General features: G+C 70.6%; 24 protein-coding genes and 1 pseudogene. 18 read left to right on the plus strand and 7 right to left on the minus strand.

Translation table 11 applies throughout. The features are described from left to right. Window positions 1-35: 35 nt before the first annotated feature. Entirely contained in the window at window positions 36-2,633 is a 2,598-nt protein-coding gene (acnA, locus tag ACZZ98_RS14230) for an aconitate hydratase AcnA (RefSeq protein ID WP_463516861.1), read from the plus strand. Here acnA and ACZZ98_RS14235 read toward each other — a convergent pair. Then, on the minus strand, window positions 2,578-3,276 hold the full coding sequence (locus tag ACZZ98_RS14235) for a GntR family transcriptional regulator (protein ID WP_463516862.1): 699 nt from the start codon (window positions 3,274-3,276) through the stop codon (window positions 2,578-2,580). The genes acnA and ACZZ98_RS14235 overlap by 56 nt on opposite strands. 64 nt (window positions 3,277-3,340) lie before the next feature. Here ACZZ98_RS14235 and ACZZ98_RS14240 point away from each other — a divergent pair, with 64 nt between their 5' ends. The 5 genes from ACZZ98_RS14240 to ACZZ98_RS14260 are packed head-to-tail and all read left to right on the plus strand — an operon-like array spanning window position 3,341 to window position 7,635. After that, on the plus strand, window positions 3,341-4,411 hold the full coding sequence (locus ACZZ98_RS14240; RefSeq protein ID WP_463516863.1) for an Ldh family oxidoreductase: 1,071 nt from the start codon (window positions 3,341-3,343) through the stop codon (window positions 4,409-4,411). Continuing rightward, complete coding sequence (locus ACZZ98_RS14245) at window positions 4,408-4,740, plus strand: putative quinol monooxygenase (RefSeq protein WP_463516864.1); 333 nt, start codon at window positions 4,408-4,410, stop codon at window positions 4,738-4,740. The genes ACZZ98_RS14240 and ACZZ98_RS14245 overlap by 4 nt, the downstream gene beginning before the upstream one ends. Continuing rightward, the gene (locus tag ACZZ98_RS14250; protein WP_463516865.1) at window positions 4,737-5,804 is read left to right on the plus strand and encodes an isocitrate/isopropylmalate dehydrogenase family protein; all 1,068 of its coding nucleotides are present in this window, start codon (window positions 4,737-4,739) and stop codon (window positions 5,802-5,804) included. The genes ACZZ98_RS14245 and ACZZ98_RS14250 overlap by 4 nt, the downstream gene beginning before the upstream one ends. Then, entirely contained in the window at window positions 5,801-6,241 is a 441-nt protein-coding gene (locus ACZZ98_RS14255) for a cupin domain-containing protein (protein ID WP_463516866.1), read from the plus strand. Before ACZZ98_RS14250 ends, ACZZ98_RS14255 begins: the two co-directional genes overlap by 4 nt. Beyond that, on the plus strand, window positions 6,238-7,635 hold the full coding sequence (locus ACZZ98_RS14260; RefSeq protein WP_463516867.1) for an aldehyde dehydrogenase family protein: 1,398 nt from the start codon (window positions 6,238-6,240) through the stop codon (window positions 7,633-7,635). Before ACZZ98_RS14255 ends, ACZZ98_RS14260 begins: the two co-directional genes overlap by 4 nt. Here the strand turns inward: ACZZ98_RS14260 and ACZZ98_RS14265 are convergent. Together ACZZ98_RS14265 and ACZZ98_RS14270 are read right to left on the minus strand one after the other, a co-directional pair. Further along, complete coding sequence (locus tag ACZZ98_RS14265) at window positions 7,617-8,324, minus strand: response regulator (RefSeq protein ID WP_463516868.1); 708 nt, start codon at window positions 8,322-8,324, stop codon at window positions 7,617-7,619. The genes ACZZ98_RS14260 and ACZZ98_RS14265 overlap by 19 nt on opposite strands. A 3-nt stretch (window positions 8,325-8,327) precedes the next feature. Then, window positions 8,328-9,995, minus strand: coding sequence for a sensor histidine kinase (locus tag ACZZ98_RS14270; RefSeq protein ID WP_463516869.1), 1,668 nt, complete (start codon window positions 9,993-9,995; stop codon window positions 8,328-8,330). A 148-nt stretch (window positions 9,996-10,143) separates the two neighbouring features. Here ACZZ98_RS14270 and ACZZ98_RS14275 point away from each other — a divergent pair. From ACZZ98_RS14275 to gatB, 7 genes and pseudogenes are all read left to right on the plus strand, one after another. Further along, window positions 10,144-11,158 (plus strand): annotated as a pseudogene (locus ACZZ98_RS14275) (Bug family tripartite tricarboxylate transporter substrate binding protein). Beyond that, a complete protein-coding gene (locus tag ACZZ98_RS14280; protein WP_463516870.1) occupies window positions 11,158-11,661 on the plus strand; it encodes a tripartite tricarboxylate transporter TctB family protein in 504 nt (167 codons plus the stop codon). The pseudogene ACZZ98_RS14275 and the gene ACZZ98_RS14280 overlap by 1 nt, the downstream one beginning before the upstream one ends. 1 nt (window position 11,662) lies before the next feature. Continuing rightward, window positions 11,663-13,213: a tripartite tricarboxylate transporter permease gene (locus ACZZ98_RS14285; RefSeq protein ID WP_463516871.1), complete on the plus strand. Its 1,551-nt coding sequence runs from the start codon at window positions 11,663-11,665 to the stop codon at window positions 13,211-13,213. 1 nt (window position 13,214) lies between these two features. Then, window positions 13,215-13,610, plus strand: coding sequence for a universal stress protein (locus ACZZ98_RS14290; protein WP_463516872.1), 396 nt, complete (start codon window positions 13,215-13,217; stop codon window positions 13,608-13,610). Between the two features lie 129 nt (window positions 13,611-13,739). Beyond that, the gene (gene gatC, locus ACZZ98_RS14295) at window positions 13,740-14,036 is read left to right on the plus strand and encodes an Asp-tRNA(Asn)/Glu-tRNA(Gln) amidotransferase subunit GatC (protein WP_463516873.1); all 297 of its coding nucleotides are present in this window, start codon (window positions 13,740-13,742) and stop codon (window positions 14,034-14,036) included. Between the two features lie 87 nt (window positions 14,037-14,123). Beyond that, window positions 14,124-15,647 carry an Asp-tRNA(Asn)/Glu-tRNA(Gln) amidotransferase subunit GatA gene (gene gatA, locus ACZZ98_RS14300; protein ID WP_463516874.1) on the plus strand — a complete coding sequence of 508 codons (1,524 nt, stop codon included), beginning with the start codon at window positions 14,124-14,126 and terminating at the stop codon, window positions 15,645-15,647. A gap of 4 nt (window positions 15,648-15,651) precedes the next feature. Continuing rightward, window positions 15,652-17,184, plus strand: a complete 1,533-nt coding sequence (gene gatB / locus ACZZ98_RS14305; protein ID WP_463516875.1) for an Asp-tRNA(Asn)/Glu-tRNA(Gln) amidotransferase subunit GatB — start codon at window positions 15,652-15,654, stop codon at window positions 17,182-17,184. A 129-nt stretch (window positions 17,185-17,313) separates the two neighbouring features. Here gatB and ACZZ98_RS14310 read toward each other — a convergent pair whose 3' ends face one another. Together ACZZ98_RS14310 and ACZZ98_RS14315 are read right to left on the minus strand one after the other, a co-directional pair. After that, window positions 17,314-17,925, minus strand: coding sequence for a DUF937 domain-containing protein (locus tag ACZZ98_RS14310; RefSeq protein WP_463516876.1), 612 nt, complete (start codon window positions 17,923-17,925; stop codon window positions 17,314-17,316). Window positions 17,926-18,034: 109 nt separating this feature from the next. Next, on the minus strand, window positions 18,035-19,222 hold the full coding sequence (locus ACZZ98_RS14315; protein WP_463516877.1) for a PQQ-dependent sugar dehydrogenase: 1,188 nt from the start codon (window positions 19,220-19,222) through the stop codon (window positions 18,035-18,037). A 97-nt stretch (window positions 19,223-19,319) separates the two neighbouring features. Between ACZZ98_RS14315 and ACZZ98_RS14320 the strand changes: the two genes are divergently transcribed. The 3 genes from ACZZ98_RS14320 to ACZZ98_RS14330 are packed head-to-tail and all read left to right on the plus strand — an operon-like array spanning window position 19,320 to window position 21,256. Continuing rightward, a complete protein-coding gene (locus ACZZ98_RS14320; RefSeq protein ID WP_463517786.1) occupies window positions 19,320-19,706 on the plus strand; it encodes a nitroreductase/quinone reductase family protein in 387 nt (128 codons plus the stop codon). 19 nt (window positions 19,707-19,725) lie between these two features. Further along, window positions 19,726-20,655 carry a 2-hydroxyacid dehydrogenase gene (locus tag ACZZ98_RS14325; RefSeq protein ID WP_463516878.1) on the plus strand — a complete coding sequence of 310 codons (930 nt, stop codon included), beginning with the start codon at window positions 19,726-19,728 and terminating at the stop codon, window positions 20,653-20,655. 31 nt (window positions 20,656-20,686) lie between these two features. Then, window positions 20,687-21,256 (plus strand): SixA phosphatase family protein, encoded by a 570-nt coding sequence (locus ACZZ98_RS14330; RefSeq protein WP_463516879.1) that lies wholly within the window; start codon window positions 20,687-20,689, stop codon window positions 21,254-21,256. Between the two features lie 59 nt (window positions 21,257-21,315). Here the strand turns inward: ACZZ98_RS14330 and ACZZ98_RS14335 are convergent, their stop codons facing one another. Then, window positions 21,316-21,831 (minus strand): MarR family winged helix-turn-helix transcriptional regulator, encoded by a 516-nt coding sequence (locus ACZZ98_RS14335; RefSeq protein ID WP_463516880.1) that lies wholly within the window; start codon window positions 21,829-21,831, stop codon window positions 21,316-21,318. A 57-nt stretch (window positions 21,832-21,888) separates the two neighbouring features. Here ACZZ98_RS14335 and ACZZ98_RS14340 point away from each other — a divergent pair, with 57 nt between their 5' ends. Further along, a complete protein-coding gene (locus ACZZ98_RS14340) occupies window positions 21,889-23,901 on the plus strand; it encodes an MMPL family transporter (RefSeq protein ID WP_463516881.1) in 2,013 nt (670 codons plus the stop codon). A gap of 76 nt (window positions 23,902-23,977) precedes the next feature. Further along, complete coding sequence (gene ilvD, locus ACZZ98_RS14345; RefSeq protein ID WP_463516882.1) at window positions 23,978-25,681, plus strand: dihydroxy-acid dehydratase; 1,704 nt, start codon at window positions 23,978-23,980, stop codon at window positions 25,679-25,681. Between the two features lie 171 nt (window positions 25,682-25,852). On the opposite strand, the gene ACZZ98_RS14350 is transcribed toward ilvD, so the two are convergent. Next, window positions 25,853-26,800, minus strand: a complete 948-nt coding sequence (locus ACZZ98_RS14350; RefSeq protein WP_463516883.1) for a family 43 glycosylhydrolase — start codon at window positions 26,798-26,800, stop codon at window positions 25,853-25,855. Between the last annotated feature and the right edge of the window lie 31 nt (window positions 26,801-26,831).

A 26,831-nucleotide genomic window follows, 5' to 3' on the forward strand; every position in this document is an offset into this window, starting at 1 on the left:
TGCCTCGACGAGGTTATAACCGTCACCATCAACCCATGACGGCGTCCCCAGTGTTCTGCACGACCACCCTCGCGCACGGAGGGCGCGATCTCGTCATGGTCGACCTGGAGCAGGTCCTGGGTCCGGACCTGCCTCGCTTCCCCTACGTCCTGCGGCTGCTCGCCGAGAACGTGGCGAGGTGCATGACAGGGGAGAGCCGCGACCGGGCGCTCGCGGCGATGGGGGCGTGGACCGCGACCTGCACGAGCAGTGCGGAGATCGAGCTCACGCCGGGGCGGCTGCTCATGCACGACACGACGAGCACCCCCGCGCTCGTCGACGTCGCCGCCATGCGCGACTGCCTCGCGGAGTCGGGTCGCGACCCCCGGGACATCACGCCGCGACTGCCCGTCGAGGTGTCCGTGGACCACTCGCTCGCCGTCGAGGCCTACGCCTCACCGGACGCCCTGGCACGCAACGAGGATCTCGAGATGCGACGCAACGGTGAACGCTTCTCGTTCCTCAAGTGGGCGGCGGCGGCGATGCCGACCGTGCACCTCAACCCGCCGGGCAGCGGCATCATGCACACGATCAACCTCGAGCAGCTGGCGTCGGTGAGCGAGGTCGGCGACGACGGGTTCCTGCGCCCCGACGTGATGCTCGGGACGGACAGCCACACCCCCATGGTGAACGGCATGGGGGTGCTCGGCTGGGGGATCGGCGGTCTCGAGGCCGAGCTCGTCATGCTGGGGCTGCCGGCGACGCTGCGCATTCCCGACGTCGTGGGCGTGCGGCTCGTGGGCAGGTTGTCGCAGGGTGTCACTGCGACCGACCTCGCACTCACGCTCACCCACGTCCTGCGACGGCTCGGCGTCAACGGGGAATTCGTCGAGTTCCACGGACCCGGTGTCGGCACGCTGACCGTCGGACAGCGCGCCGTCGTGGCCAACATGGCGCCCGAGTACGGCGCGACGACCGGCTTCTTCCCGGTCGACGAGGCCGTGCTGTCGCACCTTCGGCTCGTCGCCCGTGAGCGGGTCGACGCGGACCTCGTCGAGGCGCACCACCGCGCCGCCGGACTGTGGTTCGACCCGGCCGTCGACCCCGACTACACGCGAACCCTCGAGGTCGACCTCGGCACAGTGCGCCGCACGGTCGCCGGGCCGACCCGTCCACAGGACTCCCTGCGGCTGGACGGCATACCGGTTGTCCTGGGACGGCGGGCTGCAGGGGCGAGGGCGCACGACCTCCCGGCGGCACCGGTGGCCATCGCCTCCATCACGAGCTGCACCAACACCTCCGACCCGGCCCAGCTCATCGCCGCCGGCCTCCTCGCCCGCAACGCCCGCAGCCACGGCCTCACGAGCAAGCCGTGGGTCAAGACCTCGCTTGCGCCGGGATCGCCCGCGGCACAGCGGTATCTGCGCAGGTCCGGCCTGCTCGACGCGCTGTCGTTCGTGGGGTTCGACATCGTGGGTTTCGGCTGCACGACGTGCATCGGCAACTCCGGGGCACTGCCCCCGGCCATCGAGGCCGCTCGGCGGGCGGGTCGGGTCGCGCCCGTGGCCGTGCTCAGTGGGAACCGCAACTTCCAAGGCCGGGTCCACCCCGACCTGGCGACCGGCTTCCTCATGTCACCGGCGCTCGTCGTGGCCTATGCCCTGCTCGGTGACGCGGCGCAGGACATCGAGTCAGCCGTGCTGACGACCACCGCGGACGGTCGCCCGGTGAGGCTGGCCGACCTCATGCCGACCGACGAGGAGGTCGCTGCCGCGACGGCCCAGGCCGTCGACACCTCCGACTTCCCGCAGGCCTTCCGGCAGGCGCACCGCAGTGACCGATGGGCCGCGCTCGAGGCGCCGTCGGGCCCCACCTTCCCGTGGGACCCCCGCTCGTCGACGCTGCGCCGACCGCCGTTCGTCCGGCCGGACGCCCCGGCGCTCGCATCCTTCTCGGCCAGCCCGCTCCTCGTGCTCGGCGACGACATCACGACCGACCACATCTCGCCTGCCAGCGCGATCCCGACGAGGAGCCTCCTGGCCGACTTCCTCGTGGCCGGCGGTGAGGACCGCGCCGACCTGGGCGTGCTCGCGGCCCGACGGGGCAACTGGGAGGCGATGGTGCGGGGTGCCTTCGTCAACGCGACGATGGTCAACGACCTCGTGGCCGGAGGTGATCCCGGGACGACCCGTCACGCCGACGGGTCGGTCGGGCCGGTGTTCGAGGTCGCCGAGCGCTATCGGGCCGACGAGGTGCCGGTCGTCGTCGTGGCGGGCGAGCGCTACGGCATGGGGAGCTCGCGTGACTGGGCGGCCAAGGCACAGCACCTGCTCGGTGTCCGCGCGGTCCTCGCGGCGTCGTTCGAGCGGATCCACCGGACCAACCTCATCGGGATGGGCATCCTGCCGCTCGTCCTACCGGCCGACCTGCGCAAGAGGCTGGGCACGCTCGCGGCGTCGGACCGCCTCGTCGTCGACGTCGACGCCGGTGCGCTGGCTCCCCGGTGCTCCGTCCACGTCAGCCATGAGCGCTCCGACGGCGCGAGGACCGATCTCACGCTGGTGGCCGCGATCGAGACCTCGGTCGAGGTGGACCTGCTCAGGTCGGGCGGGGTGATCCCGATGATCCTGCGGCGGTGGACGGAGCAAGACTGACCTCGAGCTGCGCCAAGGTCGCCTCGCGGGCCGCGAGCACGTGCTGCTCGGCACGCTCTACGGCCGTGGCCGCGTCGGCCGCTGCGATCGACTCGACGATCCCGCGGTGCTCGGCGAGCGCTGCCCCGCGACGGTCGGGCGAGGCGTTGCTGAAGCGGCGGTAGCGCGCGAGCTGGCCCTCGATCTGCGCGAGCACCCTTGAGGCCCAGGCGTGGTCGGCGATCCGCTCGATCTCGACGTGGATGGCGTGACCTGACTCCATGGCGCCCTCGGCGAGACCGGCGAGGGCCTCGTTGCGGTCCAGCAGGGCGCTGAGCCGACCCACGTCAGCGGGTCCGGCCCGCTCCGCCGCAGCAGCGGCGACGAGAGCCTCGAGACTGGCGCGGACGGCATACAGCTCCGCGGCGTCGCGCGTCGAGAGGCGACGGACGACCATGCCGCCGGTCGGGAGCTGCTCGAGGAGATCCTCCGCGAGTAGCAGCCTCAGGGCCTCGCGCAGGGGAGTGCGGCTCACCCCGAGCGAGCTCGCGAGCTCGGTCTCGTTGAGGCGTCGTCCCGGCTCGAGCCGCATGTCCTGGATCTGGGCGAGCAGCTCCTCGTAGACGAACTGGGCGCCGCTGCGGCGACGGGGGCTCGTGGACATGCGGGCATCCTGTCGCGGTGAGATCGTCTTGTCTACTTGTGTACAAGTATGCAACCATGCCGTCATGACCGATCGCATCCTTGAGGCACAGCCCCTGGCCACGTTCATGGCCGACGTGGCCCGGGCCCACGGGGTGCCGACCGGCGACGCCGACCTCCTGGCCGACACCCTGCTCGTCGCCGAGCTGTGGGGGCACCCGTCGCACGGTGCGATCCGGCTTCCCTGGTACCTCACCCGCATCCGTAGCGGTGCGATGCGGGCCGTCACACAGGTCGAGGCGGTGCGCGACTCGGGGAGTGTCGTCGTCCTGGATGGCCATGACGGCCTCGGGCAGGTCGTCACCCAGCGCGCCGTCGAGCTCGGGGTCGAGCGCGCCCGGACGCACGGCATCAGTGCCGTCGCAGTGCGGCGCTCGGGTCACTTCGGGACGGCCGCCTACTTCACGAGGTATGCCGCTGAGCGCGGCTTCATCGCGATGCTCGCGACGAACGCCTCGCCGGCCATGGCGCCCTGGGGCGGTCGCACGAAGCTCATCGGCACCAACCCGTGGTCGATCGCCGCCCCCGGACCCGACGGCGACGTCCTCGTCATGGACATGGCCAACACCGCCGTGGCCCGTGGCAAGGTCTATGTCGCCGCCGACCGGGGCGGGTCCATCCCGCCGGGGTGGGGTGCAGCAGCCGACGGCACTCCGACTACGGATCCGTGCGAGGCGATCGAGGGCCTCATCCTGCCGGTGGGCGGCGCCAAGGGCTATGTCATGGCGTTCATGTTCGACGTGCTCGCCGGCGTGCTCACGGGCAGCGCGTTCGGGGCGGACGTCGTCGGTCCCTACCGCCCGGAGGGGGCCAGCGGCGCCGGTCACCTGCTCATCACCCTCGACGTCGACGTCTTCGCCGACCGGGCGGACTACGACTCGAGGGTGTCGGCGCTGGCCGACCAGGTCCGCTCCAGCGAGCCGGCCGCGTGGTCCGACGGCGTGCTCACCCCGGGCGAGCTGGAGGACCGCAACCGACGACGCGCGGAAGCGGACGGCATACCCGTCTCCGCCCAGACCTGGGCCGAGCTGGCGAAGCTCGCCGACGCCACGGGCGTGACACCACCGCAGACCAGCGCACCGAAGGACACCGCATGATCTCGCTCATCGTCCGACTGGACGTCCTCCCGGATCGTCGAGAGGAGTTCCTGGACGCCATCACGAGCAACGCGGCCTCGACGTTCGGTGACGAGCCCGGGTGCCTGCGGTTCGACGTCTGCCAGGACCGGTCCGACCCGGACCACTTCGTCTTCTACGAGATCTATGGGGACGAGGCGGCGCTCGAGGCCCACCGTGCCGCACCCCACTTCGCGCGGTGGCGCGAAGCGGTGGTTCGCACCGTCGTCCCCGGCAGCCAGGTGAACACCATCACCGAGCTGGTGATCGCCCATCGCGAGACCGACAAGGCGCAGGAGGCACCGGCATGAGGCTCCTCCTGCTCCCGGGTGACGCCATCGGTCCCGAGATCACCGACGCGACCGAACGCGTCCTGCGCGCGGCCGACGAGGCGTTCGGTCTTGACCTCGAGATCGAGCGCCGCGACATCGGCTGGGCTGCGCACGAGGCGGTCGGTGAGACGATGCCGCAGGACGTGCTCGAGCGTGTGGGCGAGGTCGACGGCACCATCCTGGGACCCGTCTCGCACCTGGACTACCCCGCCCGGACCGAGGGCGGATGGAACCCGTCCGCGGCGATCCGGACGACCTATCGGCTGTACTCGAACATCCGGCCGGCCCGCAGCATCCCCGACCTCACCGTGCTGCCCGAGCCGCTCGACCTCGTCATCGTCAGGGAGAACACCGAGGGCTTCTACAGCGACCGCAACATGTTTGCCGGCAGTGGCGAGCTCATGCCCGATCCCGACCTGGCGCTCTCGGTTCGCAAGGTCTCGCGCCGGGCCTGCAACGCCGTGGCGGAGGAGGCCTTCCGGCTCGCGGCTGGGCGCCGTGGCCGGGTCACGGCGGTCCACAAGGCCAACGTGCTCAAGCTGTCCGACGGGCTCTTCCTCGAGGAGGTCCGCGCCGTGGCCGCACGGCACCCGGGCGTCGAGCTGCGCCAGCTCATCGTCGACGCCGCGACGGCCCACCTCGTGCGCTCCCCGCAGGAGTTCGACGTGGTCGTGACCACGAACATGTTCGGCGACATCCTCTCCGACCTGGCCTGTGCCCTCTCGGGAAGCCTGGGCCTCGGAGGCTCGCTCAACGTCGGCGACGGAGTGGCCGTGGCCCAGGCCCAGCACGGCTCGGCACCTGACATCGCCGGCCAAGGGATCGCGAACCCGACGTCGCTCATCCTCTCCACCGCCATGCTGCTGCGCTGGTGGTCGGAGCGCACCGCGTCCGAGACGTTCGCCCGCGCCGCCGATGCCATCGACGCCGCCGTGGGGGAGTGCATCGGCGATCCCGCCACCCGCACCCGCGACCTGCGCGGATGCCTCGACACCGACCAGTTCACCACCGCCCTCCTCACGAAGCTGGAGTCCCCACGATGACCGACCGCACAGCACCCGACGCCCCGAACCTGATCATCCGACCCGACGAGGTCGAGCCGTTCGACCGTGGCAACGGAGTCCGCACCATCCCCTACGTCGGCAGGTGGAACTGCGAGACCAACCGGGTGACGACTGGGCAGACGCAGTTCCAGGAGGGGACGGGCCTGCCGCTGCACAGCCACAACGTCGAGGAGTCCGTGCTCATCCTCGAGGGCGAGGCCGTCGCCGAGATCGACGGGCAGGAGCACGAGCTCGTCGCCGGTGAGGCGACGTGGGTGCCAGCGGGTGTGCCGCACCGCTTCTACAACCGAGGCACGGGCGTCATGCGGATCTACTGGGTCTATGGCGGCCGCGACGTGACACGGACGATCACCGCGACCGGGGAGACCTTCGAGCACCTCTCGGAGGCCGACCGGGGCGGGCTGAGCACTCCGTGAGCACCGACGGGACCGTCATCGAGACCGTCAACCCGGCCACAGGGGAGTTGCTCGCGTCCTACCCGGTCATGGATGACGCTGCGATCGAGGACGCCCTCACCGAGGTGACCGAGGCTGCCCGGACCTGGGCGGCGCTCGGGGTCGCCGACCGGTCAGCCCTCCTGGCCCGGATCGCCGACACCCTCGACGCGCAGCGAAACTCGATGGCCGCACTGATCACGTCCGAGATGGGCAAGCCCCTGCGCGAGGCGCGCGGTGAGGTGGACAAGTCGGCGAGCACGGCTCGCTGGTACGCCGACAGTCTCCACCGGCTGCTCGAGCCACAGTGGGTAGACGTGGGGGACTCGGCGAACGCGTGGGTGACCCGCGAGCCGCTGGGCCCCGTCCTCGCCGTCATGCCCTGGAACTTCCCGCTGTGGCAGGTCATGCGCTTCGTTCTCCCTGCCGTGGGCGCCGGCAACACCGTCCTCCTCAAGCACTCGCCGAACGTCACGGGATCGGCCCTCGCCATCGAGGCCCTGCTGCTCGATGCCGGTGTGCCACAGGGCGTCCTGCGCACTCTCGTCGTCGACGAGGCCCGGGTCGCCGAGGTGAGCGAGCGGCTGATCGCCGACCCGCGGGTGGCCGGCGTGACCCTGACCGGCAGCAACCGTGCCGGCGCAGCGGTCGGAGCGGCGGCGGGTCGTGCGGTGAAGCCATCCGTCCTCGAGCTCGGTGGCTCCGACGCCTTCGTCGTGCTGTCCGATGCCGACGTGGCCGCTGCGGCCGACTCCGCCGTGCGCGCCCGCTTCCACAACGCCGGCCAGTCCTGTGTGTGTGCGAAGCGGTTCGTCGTCGCCGCCGACGTCGCGGACAGCTTCCTCGAACGGTTCCTCCTCGGTGTCTCGGCGCTGCAGGTGGGCGACCCGACGGACGAGTCGGTGGACGTCGGGCCGATGGCGCGCGACGACCTGCGCACGGCCGTCAAGCGGCAGGTGGACGAGTCCGTGGCTGCGGGGGCGCGGCTCGTGGCCGGTGGCTCGCCGATCGATGGTGCCGGCTGGTTCTTCGAGCCGACCGTCCTCGTCGTCGACGGACCGGGCGTCCCTGCCTTCGACGAGGAGACGTTCGGTCCCCTGGCCGCAGTCGTGGTGGCCAAGGACGACGACGACGCGGCACGGCTGGCCGGTGCGACGGCATACGGGCTGGGTCTCTCGGTCTGGAGCGCGTCGACCGAGAGGGCCGTCGAGCTCGCCGCGCGCGTCACGACGGGCGCGGTCTTCATCAACGCCGTCGTCGCGTCCGACGTGCGCGTGCCGTTCGGCGGGACCAAGCAGTCGGGCTACGGGCGCGAGCTGTCGGCCGAGGGGATGTATGCGTTCATGAACCAGCGGACCTACTGGGCCGCGGTCTGATAGCGGCGCTCCGGACGGCCGGCAGAGCCGTAGCGGTGACGCACGACGGCCGCCCCTGAGTCGACGAGGTACTCCAGGTAGCGGCGAGCACTGCTCCGCGCGACGCCCACGACCTCCGCGCACTCTGTCGCGGACAGGCCCTCGTCGCCGGCGCCCACGAGGGCCTGGCTCACGAGCTGGACCGTCTCGGCGCTGATGCCCTTGGGGAGCGAGGTGCGGCTCCTGCCGGCGGGCGCGCGGAAGAGGCGGTCGGCCTCGTCCTGCTCCACCGCGGTGTCCGGGTCCTGTCCGCGGATCCGGGCGCGGTGCAGGGCGTACTCGTCGAGCCGTCGTCGCAGCTCCTCGAGCTCGAACGGCTTGACGAGGTACTGGTAGACCCCCGACTGCATCGCCTGGCGCAGCGAGTCGAGGTCGCGGGCGGCGCTGATGACGATGACGTCGCAGTCGGCGCCCAGGCCGCGCAGCCGGCGCAGCACCTCGAGCCCGGTGAGGTCGGGCAGGTAGACGTCGAGGAGCACGAGGTCCGGCCGCTTGTCCTTGACCATCGCGAGGGCCTGCGCGCCGGTGCTCGCGACACCGACGACCTCGAAGGCGTCGAGACGGGCGACGGTGCTGGAGTGCAGCCGCGCGACCATGAAGTCGTCGTCGACGACGACGGTGCGGATGGGAAGGGAGTGGGAGGGCGTCATGGCTCAGCCCGTCGGGAGGCTGACCGTGAAGACGGCACCGTCGTCGTTGCTCACGCTCACCACTCCTCCGCGTTTGGTGCAGACCATACGCACGAGGGCCAGGCCGATGCCGCGCGAGGACCCCGGCTCGCTGTCCTTGGTCGAGAAGCCGCGCACGAAGAGGGTGCCCATGTCGCCGGTCGGGACGCCGGGGCCGTTGTCTCGCACCGTGAGGCGGACCGTGCCGTCGTCCGGGCCCGCCAGCGCCACGCGCACCCGCCCGCTGAGCTCCGGGACGGCATCGAGGGCGTTGTCGACGAGGTTGCCCAGGATCGTGTTGAGGTCTGTCGACACGTCACCGTCGAGCCGGGCCAGCCGGGTGTCGTCATCCAGGTCCAGGGTGATCCCGCGCTCCGCGGCCTGCCGGCTCTTGGCCATGAGCATGGCCGCGACCGCAGGGTCGGCGACCGCGGTCCCCACGCGTGCGGTGAGCTCGGCCTCGTCGGCCGTGATGTGCCGGATGTAGTCCCGGACGTCCTCGTACTCCTCGAGCGCGATGAGCCCGGCGACGACGTGCATCCGGTTGCTGAACTCGTGAGCCTGGGCACGCAGCGAGTCGGTCGTCGCCCGGGTGACGTCGAGGTCGCGCTGCAGCTCGAGGAGCTCGGTGCGGTCGCGGAGCGTGGCGACGTGCCCGACGAGCCTTCCCTGCTGGCGCACCGGCATGACGTTGGCGGTGACGAGCCGTCCCCGGACGAGCATGACCCTGTCGACCGACGGCACCTCGGGCTCGTCGGTGACCGTCACCGTGGGCCCGCTGCGCAGGCGTCGTGACGGGAACAGCTCGAGGAGTGGCCTGTCGGCTCCCAGCTCGGACAGCGAGTGCCCCACGGCCCCCGCCTGGGGGATGGACAGCAGGGTGGCGGCCTCGTCGTTGATGAGTGTCACCCGCCCGGCGAGGTCGATGGCGAGAAGCCCCTCCTTGATGCCGTGCAGCACCGCCTCGCGCTGCTCGACGAGGCCTGCGATCTCGCGGGGCTCGAGCCCGAGCGTCTGTCGCTTCACCCGTCGTGCGAGGAGCAGGGAGCCGACGACGCCGATGACCCCGGCCAGGCCGAGGTAGGTCAGGAGATTGGGGGTGATGGTCGCGAGGTCGTCCCAGACCGAGGGCGAGGGCCTCGTCACGGCGACGACACCGACCGGCTCGAGCTCGCCGGGGACGATGACCGGCGCCATCGCCATCATCGTCTCGGGGTCGTCGTCGTCCCCCTCACCGCCGAGCCACGAGCTGCCCTCGAAGGCGTCGGTCCGGGGCAGCCGACGCAGCGGGTCCTCAGCGGCGGCCACGATGACGGAGCCGTCGCTCGTGCGCGCGAGGTAGACGCCCTCGGAGTCCGAGAGCGTGCGGGCCGACTCGAGTGCTGCCTGGGCCTGCGACATCCAGGACTCGCCCTGCGGCCCGAGCACCTGTCGGACTCCGGGCTCCTGGGTCACCTGTTCGGCGACCTGGCGCGCGCGGCGGACCTCGCGGTCGGTGACGCCGGCACCCTGCTGGGCGACCGAGAGGGCGCCCACCCCGACGAAGACGATGCTCACGATGAGCAGCTGGGTGGCGAGCATGCGACCGGCGAGGGTCTGGGGCCAGATGCGACGCAGCAGCGTCCGCACCCGTTGGCCCACTCCTCGCTCCACCTCTTGATTGTGCCGGTCGGTGCGCCGCACAGGTGCCGGGACCGTGAGCACAAAGAACTCAACAGAGTCTGTGGCCGCAACCGTGACAGCGGGGCCGGGAGGCGGAACGGTGGACATCGACGCACCCACCCCGACAAAGGAGTCACCCGTGCGAAAGACCTCTCTGGTTCGCGGCGCCGCAGTCGCCGCCGCCGCAGCCCTCACCCTCACCGCCTGTGGCGTGAGCAAGACCGACGAACCCGCCGCCGGCGCCAGTGGCAGCGCCAGCGCCGAGAAGCTTCTCCGGCCTGCGCATCATGGTTCCCAACTCGCCCGGCTCGGGCTACGACCAGACGGCCCGCGCGGTCTCCGCCGACCTCCAGTCGGCCGGCCTCAGCGGCTCCGTCGAGGTCTTCAACCAGGCCGGTGCCGGAGGCACCGTCGGCCTCGCGCGGCTCATCAACGAGAAGGGCAAGGGCGACCTCCTCATGCAGATGGGACTCGGCGTCGTCGGCGCGTCCTACAGCAACAAGTCGGAGGCCAAGCTCACCGACACGACACCCGTCGCCAAGCTCATCGAGGAGTCAGAGGCCATCGTCGTGGCGAAGGACTCCCCCTACAAGACCCTCGACGACCTCGTCAACGCCTGGAAGGCCAACCCGGGCGCCGTGCCCGTCGGTGGCGCGTCCAACGTCGGCGGTCCCGACCACCTGACCCCGATGCTCCTGGCCAAGGCCGTCGGCCTCGATGCCAAGAAGGTCAACTACGTCGCCTACGACGGCGGTGGCGAGCTGATGACGGCCGTCCTCGGCAAGAAGCTCGGCTTCGCCGCCACCGGCGTCAGCGAGGTCGTCAAGCAGGCCGAGTCCGGTGACGTGCGTGTCCTTGCCGTGACGAGCGACAAGCCGGTCGAGGGCCTCGACGCCAAGCCGCTCAAGGACCAGGGCGTCGACCTGGTCTTCACCAACTGGCGTGGTCTGGTCGCCGCTCCGGGCATCACCGACGCCGACAAGCAGAAGCTCGTCGCCGCCGTGACCGCCCTGCACGGCACGGAGGAGTGGAAGAAGACGCTCGCCGAGAAGGGCTGGACCGACGCCTTCATCGTGGGCGACGAGTTCAAGACGTTCCTGACCTCCGAGAGCGACCGCGTCGCCGGTGTGCTCAAGGAGCTGGGACTCGTCTGATGAGCGACGACCTGCAGTCGCGGGGGGAGGGGCGCTCCGAGTACGGGGTGTCCCTCCTCCTGCTGGCCCTGGGCATCGTCGCGATCGTCGACGCCCTCGGCCTCATCGAGCGGGGCGCGCGCGGCTTCATGACCGCGCGGACCGTCCCGATGTTCGTCGGCGCGCTCCTCATCCTCTGCGCCGTGCTCCTCGCGATCGATGTCGCTCGCGGTGGACGTGGTGAGCAGGAGGAGGGCGAGGACGTCGACCTCAGCCACGGCTCCGACTGGAGGACGGTGGGCCTGCTCGCCGCAGCGTTCGCCTTCAACGCGGCCTTCATCGACCGCCTCGGGTGGCCGATCACCGGCGCCGTGCTCTTCTTCGGATCCGCCTACGCTCTCGGCAACCGCCACTACGTGAGGCTCGCGGTCATCTCGGTCGCACTCTCCCTCATCACCTGGTACGGCTTCTTCCTCGGTCTGGGAGTCAAGCTCCCGGCCGGCCTCCTGGACGGGATCCTCTGACATGGACGGCATCAACGCCCTGCTCGACGGGATGTCGGCGGCCCTGACGCCGATGAACCTCCTCTACGCCTTCCTCGGTGTGCTGCTCGGCACCGCCATCGGCGTCCTGCCGGGCATCGGCCCGGCCATGGCCATCGCCCTGCTCCTGCCACTCACCCTCACCCTCCCCGTCGAGCAGGCGATCATCATGTTCGCCGGTCTCTACTACGGCGGGATGTACGGCGGGTCCACGACCTCGATCCTGCTCAACACACCGGGCGAGAGCGCCTCGGTGATGACAGCCATCGAGGGCAACAAGATGGCCAAGGCGGGTCGCGGCGCGGCGGCCCTGTCGACCGCGGCCATCGGCTCGTTCGTCGCCGGCACCATCGCCACGCTGCTCCTCGCGCTCCTCGCGCCCCAGGTCGTGAAGTTCGCGATCCAGCTCGGCGACCCGGACTACCTCGCCGTCATGCTCTTCGCGTTCGTCGCGGTGACCACGGTCCTCGGCTCCTCGAAGATCCGTGGCTTCGCCAGCCTCGGGCTGGGTGTGTGGATCGGCCTCATCGGCATCGACCAGACGTCCGGACAGCAACGGCTCACCTTCGGCATCGACCAGCTGTCGGACGGCATCGACGTCGTCGTCGTGGCAGTTGCCGTGTTCGCGATGGGTGAGGCCCTGTGGATCGCGGCGCACCTGCGGCGGGCCCCGGCCCGGATCACCCCCATCAAGGGCCGGTTCATGACGAAGGAGGACCTCTCCCGGTCGTGGAGGCCCTGGTTGCGCGGCACCGCGATCGGCTTCCCCTTCGGCGCGATCCCGGCCGGAGGCGCCGAGATCCCGACCTTCCTGTCCTACGTCACCGAGCGCAAGCTGTCCAAGAAGCCCGAGGAGTTCGGGCACGGCGCGATCGAAGGCGTCGCCGGACCCGAGGCGACCAACAACGCCTCCGCGGCGGGCAGCCTCGTCCCGCTGCTCACACTCGGGATCCCGACGACCGCGACCGCGGCCGTCATGATCCTCGCCTTCCAGGGCTACGGGATCCAGGTCGGCCCGCGCCTGTTCGACGAGCAGGGTCCGCTCGTGTGGACGCTCATCGCCAGCCTGCTCATCGGCAACGCGATGCTCCTCGTGCTCAACCTGCCGATGGCCGGCCTCTGGGCCAAGCTCCTGCTCATCCCCAGGCCCTACCTGTATGCCGGCATCCTCATGTTCGCCTCGCTCGGCGGGTACGCGGCCAACGGCTCGCCGTTCGACCTCTGGCTGCTGCTCCTCGTCGGCGGTCTCGGGTTTGCGATGCGCCGTTACGGACTCCCGGTCGTTCCGCTCATCGTCGGCCTGATCCTCGCCCCGCGGGCCGAGATCTTCATGCGCCGCGCCCTGCAGATCAGCGACGGCCACCTGTCAGGCCTGGTGAACACGACGTTCTCGAAGGTCGTCTACGCCCTCATCCTGCTCGTCGTCATCGTCCCCCTGGTCTGGTCGAGGGTTCGCGGTCGCGGCACCACCCCGCAGGACCCGCACACAGGGGCCGAGACCGCCCGCCAGCCTGCCAACAACGAAGGAGCCTGACATGCCGGTCATCGTGGGGTTCGTGCCCACCAAGGAAGGACGTGCCGCCCTCGACGCTGCTGTCGTCGAGGCGAGGAGCCGCAACAGTCGCCTGCTCGTCGTCAACGCCAGCACGGGTGCGGCCTCGGCCGACAACCGCTACGTCGACGACGACCAGCTGACGGCGCTGCGGGCCGAGCTCGACGCGTCGGGCCTGGACTACGAGGTGTCGCACGCGGTCCACAAGAAGGACCCTGCCGAGATCCTCGTCGACCTGGCCGAGGAGACCAACGCCGAGCTCATCGTCATCGGTGTCCGACGTCGCACACCGGTCGGCAAGCTCCTCCTCGGGAGCCAGGCCCAGAAGGTCCTGCTCGACGCCGAGTGCCCGGTGCTCGCCGTCAAGGCCCCTCGCTGAGCCGCACGCACGACAGGCCGGAGCCGTCCGCGGGAGATCCGTGGGCGGCTCCGTCATGTCCGGGGAGCGGTGGCCCCGCCCGTCGGAGCCCTGACACGGCACCTGGAGGGGAGACCTAGACTGGCGCCCATGGCTGAACTCACCCGCGACGACGTGGCGCACCTCGCCGGTCTCGCCCGCATCGACCTCTCCGACGCCGAGCTCGACCGGATGGTCGGCGAGCTGGGCGTCATCCTCGAGTCCGTCGCGACCGTGCAGCAGTCCCCGATCGACGGCGTCGAGCCGATGAGCCACCCCATGCCCATCGTCAACGTCACCCGCCCCGACGTGATCCGACCGAGCCTCGGTGCCGACGCCGTGCTCGCGGGGGCGCCCGAGGCCGACCAGCAGCGCTTCTCCGTGCCGCGCATCCTCGACGAAGACTGAGAGACGCACGTATGCCGGGTGGTGAGCACCCGGCATACCCCGCCGTTGTTCTCCCGCACCTCGCACACCCAGACCGCAAGGACCGATGTGACCACCGACCTGACCCGCGCCACCGCCGCCGAGCTCGCCGACCTCCTCACGACCGGTGAGACGTCGTCGGTCGAGGTGACCGAGGCCCTCCTGGCCCGCACCGACGCCGTCGACGGCGACGTCCACGCCTATCTCCATGTCGCCCGGGAGAGCGCCCTCGCGAGTGCGCGCGACATCGACGAGCGACGCGGGCGCGGCGAGCAGCTGCACCTGCTCGCCGGTGTGCCGATCGCCGTCAAGGACGTCATGGCGACCAGGGGCCTGCCGACGACGTGCGGCAGCAAGATCCTCGAGGGCTGGGTCCCGCCCTACGACGCGACCGTCGTGACGCGACTGCGCGAGGCCGGCATGCCGATCCTCGGCAAGACCAACATGGACGAGTTCGCGATGGGCTCCTCGACCGAGCACTCGGCCTACGGCCCGACGCGCAACCCGTGGGACCTCGACCGCATCCCCGGTGGCTCCGGTGGTGGCTCGAGTGCCGTCGTCGCGTCGTTCCAGGCGCCGCTCGCGATCGGCACCGACACGGGTGGCTCGATCCGTCAGCCGGCCGCCGTGACCGGCACCGTCGGGACCAAGCCCACCTACGGCGGGGTGTCGCGCTACGGCCTCGTCGCGCTCGCGTCCTCGCTCGACCAGGCGGGGCCGTGCACCCGCACCGTCCTCGACGCGGCCCTGCTGCACGAGGTCATCGGTGGCCACGACCCGATGGACTCCACCTCGATCGACGCGCCCGTGCCCGGCGTCGTCGAGGCCGCTCGCCGCGCCGACGTCTCGGGCATGCGGATCGGCATCGTCCGCGAGCTCACGGGTGAGGGCTTCCAGGCCGGGGTGCAGGCGCGCTTCGACGAGTCGGTCCAGCACCTCGTCGACGCCGGCGCCGAGGTCGTCGAGGTCTCGTGCCCGAGCTTCACTGCAGCGCTCGCGGCCTACTACCTCATCCTCCCGAGCGAGGCATCCTCCAACCTCGCGAAGTTCGACGCCATGCGCTTCGGCCTGCGCGTCCTGCCCGAGGGCGTCGACGACCCGAGCGCCGAGCAGGTCATGGCGGCAACGCGCGACGCCGGCTTCGGCGACGAGGTGAAACGCCGCATCATCCTGGGCACCTACGCCCTGTCGTCCGGCTACTACGACGCCTACTACGGCTCGGCGCAGAAGGTCCGTCGGCTCATCGCCGACGACTTCACTAAGGCCTTCGAGAGCGCTGACGTGCTCGTCAGCCCCACCGCGCCGACGACGGCGTTCAGGTTCGGCGACAAGCTCGACGACCCGATAGCCATGTATCTCAACGACGTCGCCACCATCCCGGCCAACCTCGCGGGCGTGCCCGGCATGTCGCTGCCCAGCGGCCTCGCCGACGAGGACGGGCTGCCGGCCGGCTTCCAGATCCTCGCGCCGGCCGCTGCCGACGAGCGCCTGTATGCCGTGGGTGCCGCTCTCGAGCAGCGTCTCCTCGCGTCGTGGGGTGGTCCCCTGCTGGGCAAGGCCCCCGATCTCTCGACCATGACGAAGGGTGCGTGAACCCATGACATCGACGCATGTCGACACCGAAGCGACGATCTCCTACGACGAGGTCATGGCGTCGTTCGACCCCGTCATGGGCCTCGAGGTCCACGTCGAGCTGGGCACCAACACCAAGATGTTCTGTGGCTGCGCGACCGAGTTCGGCGCCGAGCCCAACACCCAGGTCTGCCCCGTCTGCCTCGGGCTTCCCGGCGCGCTGCCGGTCGTCAACGAGAAGGCGGTCGAGTCGGCGATCCGGATCGGCCTCGCGCTCAACTGCGAGATCGCGCAGTGGTGCCGGTTCGCCCGGAAGAACTACTTCTACCCGGACATGCCCAAGAACTTCCAGACGTCGCAGTACGACGAGCCGATCGCGTTCGAGGGCTACCTCGACGTGCCGCTCGACGACGGCTCGACCTACCGCGTGGAGATCGAGCGGGCGCACATGGAGGAGGACACCGGCAAGTCGCTGCACGTCGGTGGCTCGACCGGCCGCATCCACGGCGCGACGCACTCGCTCGTCGACTACAACCGCGCCGGCATCCCGCTCATCGAGATCGTCACCAAGCCGCTGCGCGGTGCGGGGGAGCGGGCCGGCGAGATCGCCCGGGCCTATGTCGCCACCCTGCGCGACCTGCTCAAGGCGCTCGACGTCTCCGACGTCAAGATGGAGCAGGGCTCGATGCGCTGCGACGTCAACCTCTCGCTCATGCCCAAGGGTTCGACGACGCTGGGCACCCGCACCGAGACCAAGAACGTCAACTCGCTGCGGTCGGTCGAGCGCGCGGTCCGCTACGAGATGTGCCGGCACGGCGCGATCCTCCAGCAGGGCGGGACCATCCTCCAGGAGACCCGTCACTGGCACGAGGACACCGGCGTCACGACCTCCGGTCGCGTCAAGTCCGACGCCGACGACTACCGCTACTTCCCCGAGCCCGACCTCGTGCCGGTCGCTCCGTCCCGCGAGACCGTCGAACAGCTCCGGGCCACGCTGCCTGAGCCGCCGGCGGAGCGTCGCAAGCGGCTCCAGTCCGACTGGGGCTTCAGCGACCTCGAGATGCGCGACGTGCTCAACGCGGGTCTCGTGGACCTCATCGGTGAGACCGTCGCTGCCGGCTCGACCCCGGCCGGTGCGCGCAAGTGGTGGTCCGGTGAGATCGCTCGTCGTGCGAACGCGGAGGCCGCGACCGACGTCCCGGCGTATGCCGCGGAGAAGGGGATCACGCCCGCCCATGTCGTCGAGCTCGAGGGCCTCGTCAAGGCGGGTCGGCTCAACGACTCGATGGCCCGACAGGTCTGGGAGGGCGTGCTCGACGGTGAGGGCACCCCGACCGCTGTCGCCGACGCCCGCGGGCTCGAGCTGGTCCAGGACGACGGTGCCCTGGAGGCGGCCGTAGACAAGGTCATCGACGCCAACCCCGATGTCGCGCAAAAGGTCCGCGACGGCAAGGTCCAGGCCGCCGGTGCGCTCATCGGTCAGGTCATGAAGGAGATGAAGGGCCAGGCCGACGCCGGCAAGGCCCGCGAGATCATCCTCGCCAAGCTCACCTCCTGACACTCACCAGCTGACGCTCGTCAGCTGGCGCTCCCCGCACGCTCATGGTCCCGACGCACATGGTGCGGTACGTGCTCAGTTGCTCCTTCGTCGCAAACGCACGCACCGCACCATGTGCGTCGGGGTCTGTCAGCGGCGACCTCCGCCGAGGAGGCCGCCGAGGACGTCGAGGATGCCGCCACCGGGTGACTGCTCCGACCGCTGGGTCTGCTGCTGCGGGGGTGGGACGTGCTGGGTCGTTCCGCCGAGCGCTCCGCCGAGCACGTCCTGGAGCATCGAGTCGAGGGAGCCCGGACCGTTCTGGGCGCCCTGGTCGGCGGGCGCCGCCTGGGTCCCCGAGGTGCCACCACCGAGGCCGCCACCGCCCCCCAGCACCCTTTTGGCGAGGTAGGACAGGACCATCGGCGCGAGGATGGGGATGAGCTTCTTGACCAGGTCACTGCTGGCTCCGGGGCCGCCGAGGGCGGAGTAGACCTGGTCCTCGTTGGGTCCGAAGATGTGCGAGGCGATCTTCTCGCCGTCGGCACGGTCGACCTGGCCCGGCTCGACCTCGTCGGTGTGCTGGCCGAGCGCCTCGACGATCGAGCCCGACCCTCCACCCTGGGCGTTGGCCTGGAGCCCGCCGAAGAGGGCGGGCAGGGCGGCCTGAGCGGCTCGCTGGACCTCCTGCGGCTCCGCGCCGACCTGTCGGGCCAGCTGCTCGATCGGCAGGTTCTGGAGCATGTCGTCAACTGCAGCCATCGTGGGTGCCACCTCTCAGGGGTCTGGTGGGCGTCGGCGCCCACCACTTCGCTCAACGTACTCACCGCGTGGGCCCCGAGGGGGGTTGGACCCGGACGGGGCCACGGCTTCAGCCGATCGGCACCCGCACGAGGCGGTCGTCCCCGTCGCGCGGGTCGCCGCGCGAGGTGTTGTTGGTGAGCATCCACAGGGTCCCGTCCGGTGCACTGACGACATCGCGGATCCGGCCGAACCGGCCCTCCAGCAGGCGAACCGGATCGCCCTGCCGACGGCTCCCGGCCACGGCGATCTTCCACAGCGACTCACCTCGCAGCGCCGCCATGTAGACCGCGCCGTCTGCCCCGACCGTGATGCCGCTCGGCGACGAGTCCGAGGTCTCCCACTGGGCGATCGGCGCGGTGAAGTCCCCGCCACCGTCCTCGATGCCCTCGACCTCGGGCCAGCCGTAGTTGCGGCCCGGCATGATGACGTTGAGCTCGTCCCAGGCGTTCTGGCCGAACTCGCTGGCAAACATCGTCCCGTCCTTGCCCCACGCGAGTCCCTGCACGTTGCGGTGCCCGAGGCTCCAGACGGGGCTGCCGCCGAACGGGTTGCCGGGTGCAGCCTTCCCGTCGCCGGTGATGCGCAGGATCTTGCCGCCGAGGTTGTCGCGGTCCTGGGAGCGCCCGGTGTCCGCCGCATCACCCGTCGCGACATAGAGGAAGCCGTCCGGACCCCAGGCGATGCGGCCACCGTTGTGGTTGCCTGCCTTGGGTATGCCGGTGAGCACCGCTGTCGTGGAGCCGAACCCGTCTGCCCCGAGGGTCGTCCTGACGACCCGGTTGTCGTTGTCGGCGGTGAGGTAGAGGTGCACCGTCCGGTCCTTGGCGAACGCAGGGGAGACCGCGACGCCCAGCAGGCCGCCCTCGCCACCGGCGTCCACGCCGTCGATGGTTCCGAGGCTGGACCGCTGGCCGGTCGGGGTGACGCGGAGGACCTCTGCCCTGTCCCGCAGGGTCACGAGTGCGTCACCCTCGGGGAGGAAGGCGATCGACCACGGCACGTCGAGCCCGGTCGTTACGTCGGAGGGGGATCCGGCGGGGATCGCCGGGCTCGCCGACCGGCTCGGGGACGCAGATCCCGACGGGGACCCGGACGGCGTCACGGTCGCTGTCGTGGGTGAGGTCGACGGTGACGTCGTTGACGGGCCGGCAGTCGAGGGAGCCGGGTCGCCACCGCTGCCCGTGCATCCGGTCGCGCCCAGTGCCACGACGGCAGCCAGCAGGAGAGGTCGGTTCCAGAGGTGAGCGGACGGCATACCTCCATCGTCGCCCAAGGGCTGTCGAAAACCGCCGGGGAGGTCCAGACTCACAGCATGTCCCTCACGTCGAAGCTTCTCCCGGGCCGCCACGGGCCTGCACGCTGCGCTCTACCGCCGGATCGACTCGCCCAGGATCCGCCGCATCGCCGGACTGCCGATCCTGCTGCTCACCGTCAAGGGTCGTCGCAGCGGAAAGGAGATCACGACGCCGGTCTGCTACATCGAGATCGACGGTGGGTATGCCGTGGCCGGGAGCGCGAACGGCGCCGACGGGGACCCGCAGTGGTTCCGCAACCTCCGGGCCGCAGATCGTGCGAGCGTGGAGGTGGGCGACGTGACCCACCAGGTCCGGGTTCGCGTCCTCCCCGCTGCCGAGCGGGACGTGCTGTGGGTCCGCTTCGTCACGGAGGGGACGACCTTCGCGGGCTACGAGGCCAAGACCGACCGCACGATTCCGGTCGCCGAGCTCATCCGGATCTGAGGTCGCCTAGGGTCGGAGCATGGTTGTCGTCTCCTTCCCCGACCCGTTGCTGCGAGACGCCGTGGGCGAGATACCCGGTGTGCAGCCGGTCCTGTGGGACCCGGCCGCCGGGCCGGCCACTGACGCACGCATCGAGGTCGTCATCGCCCCCTATCTCGGGGCGGCCGGAGTCCTCGGTCATGTGGTCGACCTCCCGGACTGCCGTCTGGTGCAGCTCCAGTCGGCCGGCTACGACGGCGTGCTCGAGGTCGTCCCCGAGTCGGTCGCCGTCGCGAACGCGGCAGGTGTCTATGACGCGCCCACGGCCGAGCTGGCACTGGGCCTCACGATCGCTTCGTTGCGCGGTATCCCCGAGGCCGTGCGTTCCGGCGATGACGCGCGATGGAACCCGCTCGGACAACGTCCCTCGCTGGTCGGCTGCCGGGTGCTCATCGTGGGCTACGGCTCCGTGGGGACGGCGATCGCTCGCCGTTTCAACGCTTTCGACGTGACCCTCACGGCTGTGGCCTCCCGCGCCCGCGCCGGAGACGACCTCGTCGACGAAGTGCACGGCATCGACGAGCTGCCTCACCTGCTGCCGGTCCACGACGTCGTCGTGGTCATCGTCCCGCTCAACGACTCGACCCACCACCTCGTCGACGAGGCCTTCCTCGCGGCCATGCCCGACGGCTCGCTGCTCGTCAACGTCGCCCGGGGACCGGTCGCCGACACCGACGCGTTGGTGAGGCACGCCGGACGCCTGCGGATCGCCCTCGACGTCACCGACCCCGAACCCCTCCCGGACGGGCACCCCCTCTGGACCGCGCCTCAGGTGCTCATCACTCCGCACGCCGGGGGCAACACGACCGACCTGCTGGGGAGGATGGCCGAGCTCCTGCGGAAGCAGCTGACCGGAGTGGCCGCAGGCGACGCGCCCCGCCACCTCGTTCGACCGGTTGTCAAGACCTGACAACCCCGCCCGACAGGGGCAAGATCAGGACATGACCGCTGCTGCTGAGGACCGGACGCTCGTGCTCGTGCGCCATGCCAAGGCGCAGCAGAGCGGCTACGACGCCGACCATGAGCGCGAGCTCACCCCACGCGGGCACCGCGACGCGGCCGCTGCCGGACGGTGGCTCCACGAGCAGGGCATCGGCGTCGACGAGGTGCTCTGCTCGACGGCCACCCGCGCCCAGCAGACCTGTGAGGGTGTGTGGAGCGCGGGCTGCTCGGAGGCCGACATCCGTCATGAGCACCGCATCTACAACGCCTCCGTCGACCGGCTCCTCGAGGTCGTGCGTGAGGCCGACGCCGACGCCAACGTCGTGATGATGGTCGGTCACGCGCCGGGGATCCCGGTGCTGGCCTCGCTCCTGGCGGACGGCGAGGGGAGCGACCGGGCCCACGAGCTCCTCAGCCAGGGATTCCCCACGGCGGGCGTTGCGATCCTGCGCTTCTCGGGTCACTGGAGCGATCTCGCTGCCGGGGTGGCGCGACTCGACCGCTTCCACGTCGCCCGTGCCGCGAGCCCCGCGAGCCCCGCGAGCACTGCGCGCGCCGGCAGCCACTGAGCCGCGCTGGGGGAGTGCTGCTGAAGTGCTGCCCGGGAGCCCGGTCAGTGTCCCGACGCCTAGGTGACCGCCTGCATCGCAGCGATGGCCCCGCGCAGGTAGCGCTCGACCACGGCTCGCTCGTCGTCGTCGAGCGCGGAGTCCACCTCGGCCAGCTTCGCGAACATCGGTGCCAGGAGGGCGAAGACCTCGCGACGGCCCGAGTCCGTGACGACCACCTCGGTGCGGCGCCTGTCCTGGCCATGGGGGTGGCGCTTCGCATGCCCGCGGGCGACGAGCCGATCCACCACTCCGGACGAGGCGGCTGAGGTGACGCCGAGTGCCTTGGCGAGCTCGACCGGTCCCATGGGCGCTGCCATGAGGTGACGCAGTGAGTGCAGCTCCGACACGGAGAGCCCCGCCTTGCGAGCGACGTCATGAGGCACCTGCGCAGCGAGGTCGACGAGCTCCTGAAGTGCGTCGAGGGACGCCGAAGGTCGATAGCCCGGGACGAACGACGTCACCGTCGTGGTCGGGTCCTCAGCCGTGGCGTCGCGGCTTGCATCGCCCTGCGGTGGTTCCGTAATATCACTCACCTACTTAGTAACTTGGTGAATCACCCATCGATCAACACTATCAAGGAGCCCGTGGCCATGGCCGGTCTTGCTCGCCTCATCACCCGCAAGTGGGTCGCCGGTCTGCTCGCGCTCTTCGCCCTCGTCGGCGCGGGGGCCGTCATCGGTGTGCTGGGGCAGGCCGAGCGCGGCCCGACAGCCACCGCCGCCCTCCCGATCGGGTCCGACAGCCGTGCAGCGGCGGAGCTGAGCGCCACGTTGCCGGAGGCCCAGGGCTCCGCGGCCGTCGTGCTGTTCAGCAGCGACCGACCGCTCGACCCGGATGCTCTCGCGCTCGTGCAGGAGAGGGCGCGATCACTGCCCGGGGCCTCCGGCGCGCCACCCGTCATCTCGCAGGATGGCACTGCCGCAACGGTCTTCGTCCCCGTCCGGGCCAACGATGCGACGGGGACCGCAGAGGTCGTCACTGAGCTGCGCGCGGCGGCCAAGGCCGACCTGCCCGAGGGCCTGCTCGCGCAGGTCACCGGGCCCGCGGCGATCGAGGCCGATCTGGCCGCAGTCTTCGACGGGGCGAACTTCCGCCTCCTCGGGGCCACCGCAGGAGTGGTCGCCATCCTCCTCATCATCACCTACCGCAGCCCGGTGCTGTGGCTCGTGCCGCTCACCGTGGTCGCCGCAGCCGACCAGCTGGCGGCGGTCCTCGCGACCCACACGCTGGCGGCGTTCGACGTGCAGTGGGACGAGTCGACGATCGGCATCCTCTCCGTGCTCGTCTTCGGAGCCGGCACGGACTATGCGCTGCTCCTCATCTCGCGATACCGCGACGAGCTGCGGGTCCACACGGACCGTCGGGACGCGATGGCCCGGGCGCTCGCCCGCACCGCCGAGGCCGTGCTGTCGAGCGCCTCGACCGTCGTCGTCGGTCTGCTGACCCTGCTCCTCTCGGCCTTCCCCACCACGCGCGGGCTCGGTCTGGCCTGTGCCGTGGGCGTCGTCGTGGCCGCGGCCTTCGTGCTCGTCGTGCTGCCGGCGACCCTCGTCGTGTTCGGGCGCTGGATCTTCTGGCCCAAGGTGCCGCGAGAGGGTCAGGCCAGCCTCGCCGACTCGCGGTCGTTCTGGCGGCGCATCGGCAACGCGGTCGCCCGGCGCCCCGCCCTGTTCGCGACAGTGACCGTCGTGCTGCTGGCGCTGGCCGGGACCGGGCTGAGCCAGATCCGGACCGGCCTCGACGGCGCTGACCAGTTCCTCCAGAAGCCCGAGGCGATCGCGGCCGGGGAGCGCCTGTCGCAGTCCTTCCCCGCGGGATCCGCCGACCCCGTCGTCATCGTCTCCCGCGCGAGCTCGGCGGAGCTGACCCGGGCCGTGTCCGCGGTCGACGGTGTCTCGTCGACGCGTGAGGTCGCCAGCGCTGGTGGCGTGAGCGAGATCCAGGCGGTCCTCGAGCCGTCACCGGGCTCCGACGAGGCAGCGGAGGCAGTGACCGCCATCCGGGCGGCGCTCGGCAGCACCCCAGACTCACACGTGGGCGGGACCGAGGCCGAGGCCCTCGACACCGCCGAGGCGTCGACCCGGGACCGCCTCCTCATCTTCCCGCTCATCCTCGGTCTCGTCCTCGTCGCGCTGGGCCTGCTCCTGCGCTCGGTCGTCGCGCCCGTCATCCTCGTGTCGACCGTCGTCGCGACCTACCTGGCGAGCCTGGGGATCTCGTGGGTCCTCTTCACCCAGGTGCTCGGCTTCGAGCGGCTCGACGACGGGGTGCCCCTGCTGGCCTTCGTCTTCCTCGTGGCGCTCGGCGTGGACTACAACATCTTCCTCGTCACCCGGGCGGCAGAGGAGGCGCGTGGTCACGGTGCCCGTGAGGGCATGCTGCGGGCACTCTCGGCCACGGGAGGGGTCATCACCAGCGCCGGAATCCTGCTGGCGGCGGTCTTCGCGGTCCTCGGCGTCCTCCCGCTCGTCGTGCTCGCCCAGCTCGGGGTGGTCATCTGCGTGGGCGTGCTGCTCGACACCCTCGTCGTGCGCACGGTGCTCGTCCCGGCGATCGCGCTCGTGCTCGGCGACCGGTTCTGGTGGCCGCGTCGGCTCGCCTGACCGCCACTCCGGACGGGCCTGGTCGGACAGTGAGATCGGCGTCCCACGTCGTGGACGGGCGCCCTAGAGTTGCCCCATGAGCAAGCCCGAGATCGACATCAAGCCCCGCAGCCGCGACGTCACCGACGGTCTCGAGAAGACCGCGGCCCGAGGGATGCTCCGAGCGGTGGGCATGGGCGACGACGACTGGGTCAAGCCGCAGATCGGTGTCGCGAGCTCGTGGAACGAGATCACGCCCTGCAACCTCTCCCTCGACCGGCTGGCCAAGGCGGTCAAGGACGGTGTCCACGCTGCCGGCGGCTACCCCCTGGAGTTCGGCACCATCTCCGTGTCCGACGGCATCTCGATGGGTCACGAGGGCATGCACTTCTCGCTCGTGTCACGCGAGATCATCGCCGACTCGGTCGAGACCGTCATGAGCGCCGAGCGCCTCGACGGCTCCGTCCTGCTCGCCGGCTGCGACAAGTCCCTGCCCGGCATGCTCATGGCTGCCGCGCGCCTCGACCTCGCCTCGGTCTTCCTGTATGCCGGGTCGATCCTTCCCGGGATCGCGAAGCTCTCGGACGGCACCGAGAAGGAGGTCACGATCATCGACGCCTTCGAGGCCGTCGGTGCGTGCAACGCCGGACTCATGTCGCTCGAGGACGTCGACGCGATCGAGCGCGCGATCTGTCCCGGAGAAGGCGCCTGCGGCGGTTTCTACACCGCCAACACCATGGCCGCGGTCGCCGAGTCGATCGGCATGTCGATCCCCGGGTCGGCGGCTCCGCCGGCCACGGACCGCCGCCGCGACGTCCACGCCCGCCGATCCGGCGAGGCTGTCGTCGAGCTCCTCCGCCGTGGCATCACCGCCCGCCAGATCATGACCAAGCCCGCCTTCGAGAACGCCATCGCGGTCGTCATGGCCTTCGGTGGCTCGACCAACGCCGTGCTGCACCTGCTCGCCATGGCCCACGAGGCCGAGGTCGACCTCACGATCGGCGACTTCCAGCGGATCGGCAAGCAGGTCCCACACCTCGCCGACGTCAAGCCGTTCGGCGCCTTCGTCATGAAGGACATCGACCACATCGGCGGCATCCCCGTCGTCATGAAGACGCTGCTCGAGGCCGACCTGCTCGACGGCGACTGCCTCACCGTGACCGGCAGATCCGTCGCCGAGAACCTCGACGAGATCAAGCCGCCGCACATCGACGGCCGGGTCATCCGGGAGTTCAGCAAGCCGATCCACAAGACGGGTGGTCTGACGATCCTCACCGGATCACTGGCTCCCGAAGGCGCGGTCGTGAAGTCGGCAGGCTTCGACGAGTCCGTCTTCGAGGGCACTGCCCGCGTCTTCGACGGAGAGCGCGCCGCCATGGACGCCGTCGAGCAGGGCTCACTCAGGGCCAAGGACGTCGTCGTCATCCGCTACGAGGGGCCCAAGGGTGGCCCGGGCATGCGCGAGATGCTCGCCGTCACGGGTGCCATCAAGGGCGCCGGTCTGGGCAAGGACGTCCTGCTGCTCACCGACGGACGCTTCTCCGGCGGCACCACCGGGCTCTGCGTCGGACACGTCGCACCCGAGGCCGTCGACGAGGGCCCGATCGCCTATGTGCGTGACGGTGACGGCATCCGTCTCGACGTCGCCGGCGGCACCCTGGACCTCCTGGTCGACGAGGCCGAGCTCGAGCGTCGGCGCACCGAGGGAGTCACCCATCCGGAGCCGAAGTACACCCGCGGCGTCCTTGCGAAGTACCGCAGGCTCGTCGGCTCGGCGAGCAGGGGCGCCGTCTGCGACTGACGTCAGCGCTCGGATCGAGTCCGAGAACGTGAGCACGCGGCATACCGAAGAGCACTTGGTATGCCGCGTGCTCACGTTGCGGTGGGTTTGTCACCCAATTCCCCCGAAACTCACAAGTCTTGCGTCCGTGAGGAACGGGGGAATTGGGTGACAAACCCACAGGGCCACGGGTCAGCGCACGACCGGGAGGCCGTTCACCCAGTCGAGCTTGGCCGTCTTGAGGATGCGCTTGCCGGGCGTGGTCGGGTAGGGCTTGCTGTCCTTCCAGACGTGGAAGGCGATGTAGGTCGAGCCGTCGGCGGCCGTCTCGACCTCGGCGCCACCGGGGCCGTGGCCGAAGCCCTCACCTGTCTTCATGAGGTTCTTGCGGAAGGTGAAGGTGCCGTGGATCGTGTCCGCCGAGTAGACGGCCGTGTAGTACGCGTTCGTGTCGTAGCGGTTGCGGGAGACGAACAGCCACACCTTGCCGCCGTGCCGCACCAGGCTCGGTGCCTCGTAGACGTAGTCCGCGGTCCGGTGCAGGAGGTTGTTGTTGGTGGAGCCGGCTGCGAACGCCGCGCTCCCACCGCTGAACGTCAGCCGCCGCGCGATGATGTCGTAGTCGCCGCGCGGGAAGCCGAGGTTGTGCACGCCGCTGCGCCAGACGAGGTAGGTGTTGCCCTCCGTCGTGACGAAGGTCGAGGCGTCGATGGCCTCGCGTCCACCGCCGCCGCCGCAGGCGAGCAGTCGCGGTGCGGTGTAGCCGCCGGCGACCCGGCTCGACGAGGCGTAGTAGACGCACGGCTTGGCGCCGTCCTTGCTCGCGCTGAAGAACGCGAAGTACGACGTGCCGCGCTTGACGATGTGCGGCGCCCAGTACTTGCTGAAGCCGGCCCGGTTCGCGTCGATGTTGCCGATCTTGGTGTAGGTCCCCGTCGGCGACGTCCGGCTCAGGACCGGCATGATGCCGGAGTCGGAGCTGCCCGTGCCGGTGAGGTACCAGGTCGACCCGATGCGCGAGTAGCCCGGGTCCGCGATGCCGAGCGAGCTCGCGACCGTGGCCGCGTTCGCCGGGGCGACCATCGTCGCCGTGAGCCCGAAGGCCGTGAGCGCACTGAGGACTGCGGTGCGAAGTTTCATGACGTTTCCCCTCTTGTCGTGACCATGACGT

Source organism: Knoellia sp. AC549 (assembly GCF_979258975.1).

Bases quoted from the DNA above. Each gene is read 5' to 3' on its own strand.
- acnA (WP_463516861.1), top strand. From the start codon at position 36: ATGACGGCGTCCCCAGTGTTCTGCACGACCACCCTCGCGCACGGAGGG.
- ACZZ98_RS14235 (WP_463516862.1), bottom strand. From the start codon at position 3,276: ATGTCCACGAGCCCCCGTCGCCGCAGCGGCGCCCAGTTCGTCTACGAG.
- ACZZ98_RS14240 (WP_463516863.1), top strand. From the start codon at position 3,341: ATGACCGATCGCATCCTTGAGGCACAGCCCCTGGCCACGTTCATGGCC.
- ACZZ98_RS14245 (WP_463516864.1), top strand. From the start codon at position 4,408: ATGATCTCGCTCATCGTCCGACTGGACGTCCTCCCGGATCGTCGAGAG.
- ACZZ98_RS14250 (WP_463516865.1), top strand. From the start codon at position 4,737: ATGAGGCTCCTCCTGCTCCCGGGTGACGCCATCGGTCCCGAGATCACC.
- ACZZ98_RS14255 (WP_463516866.1), top strand. From the start codon at position 5,801: ATGACCGACCGCACAGCACCCGACGCCCCGAACCTGATCATCCGACCC.
- ACZZ98_RS14265 (WP_463516868.1), bottom strand. From the start codon at position 8,324: ATGACGCCCTCCCACTCCCTTCCCATCCGCACCGTCGTCGTCGACGAC.
- ACZZ98_RS14280 (WP_463516870.1), top strand. From the start codon at position 11,158: ATGAGCGACGACCTGCAGTCGCGGGGGGAGGGGCGCTCCGAGTACGGG.
- ACZZ98_RS14285 (WP_463516871.1), top strand. From the start codon at position 11,663: ATGGACGGCATCAACGCCCTGCTCGACGGGATGTCGGCGGCCCTGACG.
- ACZZ98_RS14290 (WP_463516872.1), top strand. From the start codon at position 13,215: ATGCCGGTCATCGTGGGGTTCGTGCCCACCAAGGAAGGACGTGCCGCC.
- gatC (WP_463516873.1), top strand. From the start codon at position 13,740: ATGGCTGAACTCACCCGCGACGACGTGGCGCACCTCGCCGGTCTCGCC.
- gatB (WP_463516875.1), top strand. From the start codon at position 15,652: ATGACATCGACGCATGTCGACACCGAAGCGACGATCTCCTACGACGAG.
- ACZZ98_RS14310 (WP_463516876.1), bottom strand. From the start codon at position 17,925: ATGGCTGCAGTTGACGACATGCTCCAGAACCTGCCGATCGAGCAGCTG.
- ACZZ98_RS14315 (WP_463516877.1), bottom strand. From the start codon at position 19,222: ATGCCGTCCGCTCACCTCTGGAACCGACCTCTCCTGCTGGCTGCCGTC.
- ACZZ98_RS14325 (WP_463516878.1), top strand. From the start codon at position 19,726: ATGGTTGTCGTCTCCTTCCCCGACCCGTTGCTGCGAGACGCCGTGGGC.
- ACZZ98_RS14330 (WP_463516879.1), top strand. From the start codon at position 20,687: ATGACCGCTGCTGCTGAGGACCGGACGCTCGTGCTCGTGCGCCATGCC.
- ACZZ98_RS14340 (WP_463516881.1), top strand. From the start codon at position 21,889: ATGGCCGGTCTTGCTCGCCTCATCACCCGCAAGTGGGTCGCCGGTCTG.
- ilvD (WP_463516882.1), top strand. From the start codon at position 23,978: ATGAGCAAGCCCGAGATCGACATCAAGCCCCGCAGCCGCGACGTCACC.
- ACZZ98_RS14350 (WP_463516883.1), bottom strand. From the start codon at position 26,800: ATGAAACTTCGCACCGCAGTCCTCAGTGCGCTCACGGCCTTCGGGCTC.